Source organism: Pyxidicoccus caerfyrddinensis (assembly GCF_010894405.1).
In the GTDB taxonomy this organism is placed as follows: Bacteria; Myxococcota; Myxococcia; order Myxococcales; family Myxococcaceae; genus Myxococcus; species Myxococcus caerfyrddinensis.
The window spans coordinates 209,777-221,620 of record NZ_JAAIYA010000011.1 but is presented as its reverse complement, the minus strand read 5'-3'; the positions used below and the strand labels follow the sequence as shown (position 1 = coordinate 221,620).

The 11,844-nt window shown below is 68.5% G+C and carries 6 protein-coding genes; 2 read left to right on the top strand and 4 right to left on the bottom strand.

Features of this window, described 5'->3' with window-relative positions; all coding sequences use genetic code 11:
* Positions 1 to 18: 18 nt before the first annotated feature.
* From G4D86_RS26770 to G4D86_RS26760, 3 genes are all read right to left on the bottom strand, one after another.
* Positions 19 to 924, bottom strand: coding sequence for a metallophosphoesterase family protein (locus G4D86_RS26770; protein WP_163996877.1), 906 nt, complete (start codon positions 922 to 924; stop codon positions 19 to 21).
* A 168-nt stretch (positions 925 to 1,092) separates the two neighbouring features.
* Positions 1,093 to 4,038, bottom strand: coding sequence for a choice-of-anchor D domain-containing protein (locus tag G4D86_RS26765; protein WP_163996876.1), 2,946 nt, complete (start codon positions 4,036 to 4,038; stop codon positions 1,093 to 1,095).
* A 282-nt stretch (positions 4,039 to 4,320) separates the two neighbouring features.
* Positions 4,321 to 5,223, bottom strand: coding sequence for a DMT family transporter (locus G4D86_RS26760; protein WP_163996875.1), 903 nt, complete (start codon positions 5,221 to 5,223; stop codon positions 4,321 to 4,323).
* Between the two features lie 185 nt (positions 5,224 to 5,408).
* On the opposite strand from G4D86_RS26760, the gene uvrA reads away from it, so the two are divergent.
* Complete coding sequence (gene uvrA / locus G4D86_RS26755; protein ID WP_163996874.1) at positions 5,409 to 8,306, top strand: excinuclease ABC subunit UvrA; 2,898 nt, start codon at positions 5,409 to 5,411, stop codon at positions 8,304 to 8,306.
* Between the two features lie 370 nt (positions 8,307 to 8,676).
* A complete protein-coding gene (locus tag G4D86_RS26750) occupies positions 8,677 to 10,131 on the top strand; it encodes a POT family MFS transporter (protein WP_163996873.1) in 1,455 nt (484 codons plus the stop codon).
* 86 nt (positions 10,132 to 10,217) lie between these two features.
* On the opposite strand, the gene G4D86_RS26745 is transcribed toward G4D86_RS26750, so the two are convergent.
* The gene (locus G4D86_RS26745; RefSeq protein WP_163996872.1) at positions 10,218 to 11,792 is read right to left on the bottom strand and encodes a peptide MFS transporter; all 1,575 of its coding nucleotides are present in this window, start codon (positions 11,790 to 11,792) and stop codon (positions 10,218 to 10,220) included.
* Positions 11,793 to 11,844 lie beyond the last annotated feature (52 nt).

Below are 11,844 nucleotides of genomic sequence, written 5' to 3'. Positions count from 1 at the left end.
CGAGCCCTCCGAGAGGCGTCAGTACTCCGCCGAAGCCCCTTCGCTGTCACCCTCCTGCGGCGGCGGCAGCGAGGACAAATCCCACCGCTGACCGGACTCCCACGACACGTCACCGGACGTGCCCCAGCCCGCGCGCATCGCCTCGCGTCCCTGGTACTCCAGCCAGAAGACGGACTCCTGCGCCCGGGCCGCCTGGTCCAGGCAGGCGATGCGCGTGGCCGGCCGACCCGGCCCCTCCAGCGTCACCGCGAAGGCCTTGTGCGAGTGGCCACACAGCACCCACCGCGGATGCACCATGTCCACCAGTCGCCGCGTCACCGGATTGCCAATCCAATACGAGGGCAGCGGCCTCGGCGGCATCGGGTTCTCCTCGCGCGCCCGCTGGACGATGCCTCGCGGCCACTCGTGGACCAGCAGCAGGTCCACGTCTCGCAGCCCGGACACCTGCTCCACCTCCGCCGTGCGGAAGTAGCCGGCCTGCTTCATCGTGTCCTGCGTGGTGGGCCGCTTCAGCGGCTGCTCGATGAAGCGCGGCGCGTGGATGCCCGACAGATACGCCACCCGCAGCCCGTGCAGCTCGCGCAGGCCCGCGCGCCCCAGGTAGCAGACGCCCGGGGCCAGCTCGCCGCCGGCCTGCAAGTCATGCAGCGCCTCGAAGTCCTCGTTGTTGCCGCCAATGAAGTACAGCGGCCGCTTCACCCGGCGCACGCCGTCCGCGTACTCCGCGAACTCCGCCGGCATGGTGCGCTTGGCCGCCTTGCGCCGGTGGTCGTCCGCGCGGCGGAAGGCCTCCACGTCCCCCACCGCCAGCACCACGTCCACGCGGCGGCCACGCGCCTGCTCCAGCGCGTCCAGCCACGTCTCCACGCGGTGGAAGCGACCGTGGATGTCACCCAGGGCGGCGACGAGAAGGGAATCCGGCATTTCGCCCGGAAGGCTGCACGCGCCTGCCCCGCCCTGTCGAGTCATCTTTGTCACCTGGGGGTCAATGGCTGACAGATAGCCGCCGCAGCGCAGGCTGAAGAAATGAAAGAGGCGCCCCCACCTCGCGATGGGAGCGCCCCGGAAAACAACCCGACCTCGCGGCGCGGGCTAGTTGCAGCCCAGCGGGTACGTCACCTCCACCATGGAGCCGGGCGCGGGGGCCGCGTCGCGCTCGAAGAGGATGGAGTTGTTGCTGGCGTCATACGCCCAGCCGTCCGTCACCTTGACGCCATCCACCTCGACGACGATGCGCTCCGGGTCCGCCGGCTGCTCGGACAGCGTGAAGCGGCGGTTGGGGCCGAAGGCGCTGTTGGACAGCTTCTCCAGGGACGCGGCCCAGTTGGGCGTGCAGATGCTCTCCACCGCGCCGCCCGTGGCCTGGGCCAGCTGGATGTAGCGGCTGCCGGAGCTGCTGGACGTCGGGCAGGTGCCCAGGTCCGCCGGACCGACGATGGCGTTGATGCTCAGCCGCGTCTTGTCATTGCCCTTCAGCGCCAGGAAGTACGTCTCGTAGAAGGACACCGGCTGCGAGCTGAAGTCCTCCTCGTCCGACAGGAAGATGATGGCCAGCTTCGCGTCCTCGCGCAGGAAGCCGCCGTTGCCGTCGTTGGCCAGCGGGGTGCGCGGGTCGTCCTGCTGGTACAGCAGCGGGTCCGACAGCGCGCGGTGCGCCGCGTCCAGGCCCTGCTCGTTCCAATGGCACACGCCCACCCGGGTGTTGCTGGCGAAGACGCCCGCCGCGTCGGGCGTGGACGGGGTGATGATGCGCGGCCGCGAGCCATCCACCGGGAACAGGCGGCCATTCTCACCGCCCTGCGCGCCGCCCGGGCACTCGGACCAGCCGCCCGGAGACGGGTCCAGGCCCGTGGTGGTGACGCCGATGCGGTAGTCCACCGCCGCCTGGTTCGCCGCGCTCAGGAAGGCCGCGAAGTTCTGCCCCAGGCTCTGCTGCTCCTCCATCATGGAGCCGGAGTTATCCACCACGAAGAGCACGTCCACCTTCGCCTCGGACTCCTGGAAGAAGCGGTCCGTCTGCTCCGCCTTCGTCACCCCGCGGCCGATGAAGCCCGCAGTGAATACAGACCCGTCATCCAGCGTGAAGCGCAGCGCCGCCGTGTCGTCGCCGTCGTCCTCCGGCGTGTACGTGGCGAGCACCCGCACCCGGCCGCCCTGGGGCAGCGTGTGGGGGAAGGGCGTCAGCGAGGCCACGGTGAACTCATTGCCCACCTGCTCCAGCGCCATGCCGGTCAGCTGCACCTGGCCGAGGCAGTTGTTGATGGCGAGCACCTCGCGAACGCGGGGCCCGCAGGACAGCTTGGTGATGCCGAAGTCCACCGTGGTGGGCTGCACCGCGAAGCAGTGCTTCACGCCCTCGCCGGAGACCTGCACCAGCGGGTGTCCCGCCGTCGGGTGGTTCACCCACGCCTCGGCCATGCCGGAGAAGATGCCCTCCGACTCCGGCTTGAAGCTCACCACCAGCGTCGCCTTCTGCCCCGGCTCCAGCACGCGGTTGTCCACGTCCAGCGAGCTGAAGGCCGAATCCGAGCCCTGAGACAGCTGCATGGAGGCCAGGTAGCACGCCTCCGCGCCGGTGTTGCGCACCGACACGCCGAGCGCCACCGACGCGCCCACCGGCACCTTCCCGAAGCTGAGCGTCTTGGGCATCTCGTACTGGCAGGGCTTGAAGACGCGGCCCTGACCCGACAGCGTCACCGCCTCCGTGGCTGAGCCCGTGCCGGTGCGCACCGTCACCGCGAGCTGCCCGGCGCTGGCCGCCGTCAGGCCCACGCGCGGGCTGAACGTCACACCGACCTTCGCCGTCTCACCGGCCGGCACCGTCACGCTCGCGGGCGCCTGGGCCAGGGTGAAGAAGCCGCCCTGGGTCGTATCGAGCTGCAGGTTGCTCAGCAGCACGCTGTCACGGCAGCGGTTGATGACCTGCACCTCACGCGTGGCCGTCATGCCCTCGGCCACCACGCCGAAGTCCACCTTGCGCGGGAGCACCGTGACACATGAGGCGCCGCCCTCACCCGTCAGCGACACCTTGGGCCCCGGCGCGCTCGAGCCCTGGTCTCTCACGCCAACCTCCACCCGGCCGTCGCGCACGCGCCCCAGCGCCACCGGCGTGAAGGCCACGCGCAGCTCCACCGACGCGCCCGCGGCCAGCACCCCGCCAGGCACCACCGGCTCGTTCACCACCTTGAAGACGCCGCCCGGGTTGTCCAGCAGCTGCACCCCCGAGTAGCTCAGCGCCACCGTGCCCTGGTTGCGCACCGTAATCGACTGCTCCGCCGTAGCCCCCAGCGCTACGCGCCCGAAGTCCAAGCGCAGCGGCGTCACCTCCAGCTTGGAGGCGATGCCCAGGCCGTGCAGCGGAATCACCGCCGGCTCGCAGCCCTCGCACACCACCACGTGCAGCGCGGCCTCCGCCGAGCCCAGGCGGCCCGGCGCGAAGGCCACCGGCACCACGCGCTCCTCGCCCGCGGCCAGCACCGAGGACTGTCCCCTTCCGGCGGTGAACTGGTCCGCGTCCGTGCCCTGGATGGACAGCACCAGCGGGCTCTCCACGTCGGAGGGATTGCGCACCGTCACCTCGCGCATCTCCACCATGCCCATGGCCACGTTGCCGAAGTCGAGCGCCGTCTCCGGCACCTCCACGAAGGCCTTCACACCGCGGCCGTTGACGGGCACCAGCCCGTCCGACTCGGCGTCGCTGATGATTTCCACCATGCCCTGCACCACGCCCTCCACCTGCGGCGTGAAGCGGACCTCGATCTCCTGCTCGCCTCCGGCGTTCAGGACGAAGGGCGCGAAGGGAGGAATCTCCACGTTGGGCACGGTGGAGACAGCGCCCTCCACGCGGTACGAGGCGCGGCCCCCGTTGGCGATCTTCAGCTTGAAGCTCTTGGTGCGTCCCAGCGCCGCGGGGCCGAACTCAATCGTCTCCGGGCGAACCAGGAAGGCGCTCTTTGCCTTCTGGGACGACGGCCGCTCGCACCCCACCCCCACCAACACCGCCGCCGCCACCCACGCCACCCACAGCGCCCTGCTCATAACGACCTCCCGCCACGCCCGGGGACCACGAATTTCGTGAGCCGCGGTGATCCACGGCTCCGGCGGAGGGCTCTCTGCAACCCGGGTGCCCACGCTCCATGGGGGGAAGACGTCGGCAGGCCGACGCGGCAAGCCTCTGGCCTCTATGGGAAAGGACTGGCACCGCGCGTGGAACAACATTTCCCATTCGGGCTGAAGGACTGGAATTCCTTCAGGAAGCGCCGGTAACACACCGACGAATCCGACGGCCGGGAGGGGCTGCCGGGTTCAGCGGGCGACGTTTCAGACCGTGGGACGGGATGCCGGTGCCAACAGCCGTCCCACCACGCCGGTGCCCCACAACACGCCGCCCACGCACACCAGCGCGCCGGTGACGGCGAGCGGCGACACGGGCTCGCCAAGCAGCAGCGCGCCCATCACCCACGAGAAGGCCGGCGTGAGCTGCGTGGCCACACCGCCCGCCACCGCGGTGACGTAGCCAAAGGCATACGTGAAGGTCATCTGCGCCGCGACGGACGTCAGCCCCACGCCGAGCAGCGGCAGCACCACGTCCCACCCCAGCGGCCGCCAGTCTTGAATCGCGAAGGGCAGGCTGAACAGGAGGCCGAAGAGACAGAAGGAGAAGAAGACGGTGGCCGAGTCCGTGTCGTGCCGCAGCGCGCGCACCACCACCACCGCCGCGCCGCCCAGCACCGCCGAGCCCATGCCCGCCCATGCCCCCAGGCCCAGTGACAGCGACGCGCCGCCCGCCATGCTGCTCCACATCACCAGGCCCGCGCCCAGCGTGGTGAGCGCCAGCCCCGCCAGCAGCGGCCCGGTGACGCGCTCGCGCAGGAACAGCCAGCCGATGATGGCCGCGTAGATGGGCCAGCACGCATTGAGCAGCACTGCCGGCCCCACCGTCATCCGGTCGATGGCGATGAAATACAGGTAGACGGCCGCGCCGCCGAAGATGCCGCGCAGCACCCACAAAGACAGGCGCCCGTAGCGCGGCTTGCGCCCCAGGGCCGGGAAGTAGATGGCCAGGAACACCAGCCCGATGAGGAAGCGCCCGGACGCCACCTGCCCGGGGGACAGCCGGCCCGCCAACAGCCGCGTGCACAGCGCCATCACCGCGAAGAGGAAGCTCGAGAAGACGAGCAGGGGGGTGCCGCGGTAGCGCTCGGGGAGGACCCAGCCGTTCATGGACGGGCGCACCCTACAGGGAAACCCATGGGGCGGCAGCCTGCCCTGCCGGCCCTGCCCGCCCGTCTGGGGACCTGGCACATGTGGGATGGGCGTTGAAACCCGGCGCGTTGGCCGTCATTCACTCCACCCGTGCGAGTTTCCTCGCACCGGAACACCCATTCAGTGGTAAACGCCCGCCCATCATGTCCGAGCCCGACGTCATCTCCCTCCGAGGCGCCAAGGAGCACAACCTCAAGAACGTCTCCCTGGACATCCCGAAGAAGAAGCTCGTCGTCTTCACGGGTGTCTCGGGGTCTGGCAAGAGCTCCCTCGCCTTCGACACGCTCTACGCGGAAGGCCAGCGCCGCTACGTGGAGAGCCTCTCCGCCTATGCCCGGCAGTTCCTCGGGCAGATGGAGAAGCCGAAGTACGACACCATCCGCGGCCTGTCGCCCACCATCTCCATCGAGCAGAAGGCGGCCAGCAACAACCCCCGCTCCACGGTGGGCACCGTCACCGAGGTGCACGACTACCTGCGCGTGCTCTACGCCTCCATCGGCGTGCAGCACTGCCCCAACTGCGGGCGCAAGGTGGGCAAGCAGAGCGCGCAGCAGATTGTCGACGAAATCCTGAAGATGCCCGCGGGCAGCAAGCTCCAGGTGCTCGCGCCGCTCGTCACCAACCGCAAGGGCGAGCACAAGGAGCTGCTCTCCGAGGCGCAGAAGCGCGGCTTCTCTCGCGCGCGCATCGACGGGGCGCTGAAGAGCCTGGAGGAGCGCATCGAGCTGGACAAGAAGTCCAAGCACGACATCGCGCTCGTCATCGACCGGCTCGTGCTCAAGCCCGACCTCAAGACGCGCCTCACCGACTCCGTGGAGACGGCGCTGCGCGAGGGCAAGGGCACCCTCATCGTCACCGACGAGAAGGGCACCCCGGCCTCGGACCGCGTCATGTCCGAGCTCAACGCGTGCCCCACCTGCGGCCTGTCCTTCGGGGATTTGACGCCCGCGTCCTTCTCCTTCAACAACCCGCTGGGCATGTGCACGGACTGCAACGGCCTGGGCACCAAGCCGGAGATGGACCCGGACCTCATCGTCCCGGACCCGTCCCGCAGCATCCGCGACGGCGCCATTGAACCGTGGGCCAACGGCATGAATCGCGGCGAGGGCTGGACGGCCGACTTCGTGGAGAGCCTGGCCAAGGCGTTCAAGATTGATCTGGACGTGCCCTACGCGAAGCTGTCCAAGCGCGAGAAGGACACGCTGATGTCCGGCTCCAACGGCAAGAGCTTCACCGTCGAGTGGGGCGAGGGCGGCCAGTACAAGATGGAGTGGGAGGGCCTGGTCGAGCGCATGATGCGCAACTTCAAGACCACCACCTCCGAGGCGCGCCGCGCCGAGCTGCAGAAGTACTTCAGCAACAAGCCCTGCCCCTCCTGCAAGGGCGAGCGCCTGAAGCCGGAGAGCCGCGCGGTGAAGGTCCACGGCCAGACGATTGTGCAATTGAGCCGGCTGACCATCTCCGACGCGCTGGGCTTCCTCGGCGAGATGGGCCTGTCCGCGCACGAGCGGAAGATCGCCACCGAGCTGTTGAAGGAGATTCGCAGCCGTCTGTCCTTCCTGGTGGACGTGGGCCTGGGCTACCTGATGTTGGACCGCACCGCGTCCACGCTGTCCGGCGGCGAGAGCCAGCGCATCCGCCTGGCGTCGCAGATGGGCAGCGAGCTGACGGGCGTCATCTACATCCTCGACGAGCCCTCCATCGGCCTGCACCAGCGCGACAACGGCAAGCTGCTGACCACGCTCAAGCGCCTGCGGGATTTGGGCAACTCCGTCCTCGTGGTGGAGCACGACGAGGAGACGATGGAGGAGGCGGACTGGCTGGTGGACTTCGGCCCCGGCGCGGGCGAGCTGGGCGGTCAGGTGGTGGCCCAGGGCACGCCCGCGCAGGTGATGGCGAACGAGGACAGCGAGACGGGCGCGTACCTCTCCGGGCGGAAGGAAATCGAGATTCCGCAGCAGCGCCGCAAGCCGGACCCCAAGCGCAAGCTCGTCATCCAGGGCGCGACGGAGAACAACCTGAAGAACGTGGACGCGGAGATTCCGCTCGGCGTCTTCAGCGCGATTACCGGCGTGTCCGGCGCGGGCAAGTCCACGCTCATCAACGAAATCCTCTACCCCGCCCTGGCGCGGCACCTCTACGAGAGCCGCGAGTCGCCCGGCAAGCACAAGTCCATCCAGGGGTTCGAGCACCTGGACAAGGTCATCGACATCGACCAGCGCCCCATTGGCCGCACGCCGCGCAGCAACCCGGCCACATACACCAAGCTGTTCGACAACATCCGCGAGGTGTTCGCGATGACGCCGGAGGCGCGCGCCTTCGGCTACGGGCCGGGCCGCTTCAGCTTCAACATCAAGGGCGGCCGCTGCGAGTCGTGCGAGGGCGACGGCGTGAAGCTGGTGGAGATGCACTTCCTCGCGGACGTGTACGTGCCCTGCGAGGTGTGCGCCGGCAAGCGCTTCAACGAGGCCACCCTGCGCGTGCGCTACAAGGGGAAGAACATCGCCGAGGTGCTCGACATGAGCGTGCGCGAGGCGATGGAGCACTTCGGCGCGCACAAGGACATCATGCGCGTGCTGCAGACGCTGCATGACGTGGGCCTGAGCTACATCCGCCTGGGCCAGCCCTCCCCCACCCTGTCCGGCGGCGAGGCCCAGCGAATCAAGCTGGCACGTGAGCTGGCGCGCGTGGCCACCGGCCGCACGCTCTACATCCTCGACGAGCCCACCACGGGCCTGCACTTCGAGGACATCCGCAAGCTCCTGTCCGTGCTCAACCGACTGGTGGAGGCGGGCAACAGCGTGCTCGTCATCGAGCACAACCTGGATGTCATCAAGAGCTCGGACTGGGTCATCGACCTGGGCCCCGAGGGCGGCGCGGGCGGCGGCAGGATTCTGGCCACCGGCACGCCCGAGCAGGTCGCTCGAGTGGAGGGCAGCCACACCGGCCGCTACCTCGGGCACGTGCTGACGAAGGCGCGCAGGGCTCGCGTGGGCCAGCGCGTGGATGGCCCGGGGCCAGGTCTGCAGGAAGCGAGCTGACGTCCCACCGCACCGGCCGCCGCTTCCGTGACAATGGAGCGGGGGGCGGGGGTGCCTTCATTCACCCCCAACCCCCCGTCCACCTTGGAGGAATGGTGTCACGGGAGGGGTGTGGCTCGCGAAGTGAGACGTACCGCGAGTCACATGATAGGGACGTCTCAATCCCTGTCAAACGCGTGAGAACTAATCGAGTTGTATCGTGAAACATCATCTGTATCGGAATCGAGCGCCCATGCTCGCGGGAGAATTCCGGTAGGGGTGCGGCTGAGCGTGCCGGGCGGGGGTGGAGTCCGCGCGAGGGGTTGGGTAGGGTTCGAATCCTTGTTTTCTTGGAGCCCCCACCTTCTGCCACGAGAGAGTACCCTGTCGCATGGCACAGCCCACCGCCGCCGCGCAGAGCAACAAGTTCCCCCCGCAAATCCCGTACATCATCGGCCAGGAGGCCTGTGAGCGGTTCAGTTTCTACGGGATGCGCGGAATCCTCACCGTGTTCCTCGCGGACTACCTGCTCCGGCAGACCGCGGGAGAGGGAGATGACCGCGCCGCCCTCGCGAAGAGCTACTTCCACCTCTTCATGTTCGGCGTGTACTGGTTCCCGCTCGTGGGCGGGTGGCTCGCCGACCGGGTGTTCGGCAAGTTCAAGGTCATCCTCTGGCTGAGCCTGGTGTACTGCGCGGGCCACGCGTGCCTGGCGTTCTTCGAGGACGTGCCGCTGGGCTTCTACTTCGGGCTGCTGCTCATCGCGATGGGCTCGGGCGGAATCAAGCCGTGCGTCGCGGCGATGGTGGGGGACCAGTTCGACGAGTCCAACAAGCACCTCGTGAACAAGATCTTCTCCATCTTCTACTGGAGCATCAACCTCGGCTCGTTCTTCGCGGCGCTGTTCATCCCGGCCATCCTGGCGAAGTACGGGCCGTCGGTGGCATTCGGAATCCCAGGCGTCCTGATGTTCATCGCCACGGCCATCTACTGGCTGGGCCGCCGGCACTATGTGCTGGTGCCGCCCACGGGGAAGAACCCGCACTCGTTCCTCCACGTGGTCATGTCGGCGCTGTCCCCGAAGGGCGAGCGCGTGAAGGGCGCGCACTGGCTGGACGCCGCGCGGGCCGAGCACCCCGAGCCCGCCGTCGAGGGCGTCAAGGCGGTGCTCCGCCTGGTGCTGCTCTTCATCCCGGTGATGTTCTTCTGGATGATCTTCGACCAGAAGGCGTCCACGCTGGTGCTGCAGGCCAAGGCGATGGACCCGCAGGTGGGCCCCTTCACCTTCCAGCCGAGCCAGATTCAGCTCATCAACCCCGGCCTGGTGATGATTCTCATCCCGCTGCTCACGGTGGCGGTGTACCCGCTGTTCAAGCGCCTGGGCTGGGAGCTGACGCCGCTGCGCCGCATGCCGCTGGGCATGGTGCTGTGCGCGGCCTCCTACGTCATCGCCGGCTTCTTCCAGATACGCATGGACGAGAAGGAGGTGCTCAACATCGCGTGGATGGTGCTGCCCTACGCGGTGCTGACGGTGGCGGAGATCCTGGTGTCCACCACGGGCCTGGAGTTCGCGTACACGCAGGCGCCCCGCGAGATGAAGAGCGTGGTGCAGTCGCTGTGGCTGGTGACGACGGCGCTCGCGAACATCTTCGTGGCCTTCATCTCGGGCATCCAGGCGTTCAAGGGCCCCAGCCAGTTCTTCTTCTACGGCAGCCTCGCGCTGCTGGCGGGACTCATGCTCTGGCTCGTGGCGCGCAAGTTCCAGGTGCGCGACTACTTCCAGGCGGCGGCCCCCGTCCCCACCGGCGAGCACACCACGGCCGGAGCGACGGCGAAGACGGCGTAGCCCGGCGTCCGGGAGGCCTGAAAAGAGAAACGCCGGAGCACCCTCGCGGGGGCTCCGGCGTTTTCATTTGAAGCGGAAGCCGTGGCTCAGGCCGCGGCCACGGAGCCGCCCTGCGTGTTGGTGGCGGGCGCGGCGGGCTTCACCTCGTCCGTGCCGTGCATGAGCGACTTCACCTTGCCGCTGAGCGCCCACAGGAGGCCGCCGCCCAGCACGCCCACCGCGACGAGCGAGAGGAACACGTTGAACTCGCCCATCTGCTCGCTGTAGCCGCCCACGACGCCGGACAGCTTGTTGGCCGCCGCGTTGGCGAGGAACCACACGCCCATCATCGCGCTCACCATCCGCGCCGGGGCGACCTTGGTCACCATGGACAGGCCCACCGGAGAGAGGCACAGCTCGCCCACGGTGTGGAAGAGGTACGCCATGATGACCCACCAGGCGGCCGCCTTGCCCATCAGCGCGCTCTCGCGCGAGGCGCCCACCATGAAGAGGAAGCCCAGGCCCATGAAGATGAGGCCGAACGCCATCTTCACCGCCACGTTCGGGTCCTTGCCCTTCGCGGCGAGCCGGCTCCAGAGCGCCGCCATGAGCGGGGCGAGCATCACGATGAACGCGGAGTTGAAGTTCTGGAACCAGGTCGTGGGGATCTGCCAGCCGAACAGGCCGCGGTCCACCTTCTGGTCCGTGTAGAGGTTCATCAGGCCGCCGGCCTGCTCGAAGCCCATCCAGAAGAGGACGACGAAGATGGCGATGATGAAGATGGAGATGACGCGGTCGCGTTCCTGCTTCGTCAGCGCGCCGGCCTGCGCCTCAGCCGCGCTCTGGCCCTTGTTCAGCACGTTGTTGCCCATGACCGCGCCGACCGCGAACACCGCGCCCGCGGCGATGAAGCGCACCAGCGTGGCCACGGCCGTGTCCTCGGCGAGCGACGGCACCAGGGCGGCCAGGCCGTAGAAGACGCCAACGGCGATGGCGATGGACACCGCGTACATCCCCACCCGGCGCCACGCCTCGCGGCGCTCGGCGTCCGTCTTCTCGGGCGTCAGGCCCACCTTGCCGAGCAGGCCGCGGCTCAGCGCGAGGAACGTGACGAGGCCCAGGAACATGCCCACGCCGGCGGCGCCGAAGCCCCAGTGCCAGCCGACCTTCTCGCCCAGGGTGCCGCAGATGAAGTTGCCCAGCACCGCGCCCAGGTTGATGCCCATGTAGAAGATGGTGAAGGCGCCGTCGCGGCGGCCGTCACCCGGCTCGTACAGGCCACCCACCATGGTGGAGATGTTGGGCTTGAAGAAGCCGTTGCCGGCGATCAGGAAACCGAGCCCCGTGAAGAAGACGGCCTGCCCGGGCAGTGCGAGCAATAGATGGCCAATCATCATCAGCGTGCCGCCGAAGACCACGGCCTTGCGCTGCCCGATGAGGTTGTCGGCGATGTAGCCACCTGCAATTGGCGTCAGGTACACGAGGCCCGTGTACGTGCCGTAGAGCGAGAGCGCGTTCCCCGTCGTCCAGCCCCAGCCCGCGACCTTGTCGGTGAGGAAGAGCACCAGCAGGCCGCGCATGCCGTAATAGGACATGCGCTCCCACATCTCGGTGAAGAACAGGAGGTAGAGCCCTCGGGGGTGGCCCTTGCGGGCGGCGCCCGCGGCGTCGGTGGCTTGCATGCCGTGGTTTCCTTGAAAGGAGGGGTGTAACGGAAAAGAGGCGTGACTGTAG

Coding starts and splice junctions, on each gene's coding strand:
- G4D86_RS26760 (WP_163996875.1), bottom strand. CDS start 5,223: ATGAACGGCTGGGTCCTCCCCGAGCGCTACCGCGGCACCCCCCTGCTC.
- uvrA (WP_163996874.1), top strand. CDS start 5,409: ATGTCCGAGCCCGACGTCATCTCCCTCCGAGGCGCCAAGGAGCACAAC.
- G4D86_RS26765 (WP_163996876.1), bottom strand. CDS start 4,038: ATGAGCAGGGCGCTGTGGGTGGCGTGGGTGGCGGCGGCGGTGTTGGTG.
- G4D86_RS26745 (WP_163996872.1), bottom strand. CDS start 11,792: ATGCAAGCCACCGACGCCGCGGGCGCCGCCCGCAAGGGCCACCCCCGA.
- G4D86_RS26770 (WP_163996877.1), bottom strand. CDS start 924: ATGCCGGATTCCCTTCTCGTCGCCGCCCTGGGTGACATCCACGGTCGC.
- G4D86_RS26750 (WP_163996873.1), top strand. CDS start 8,677: ATGGCACAGCCCACCGCCGCCGCGCAGAGCAACAAGTTCCCCCCGCAA.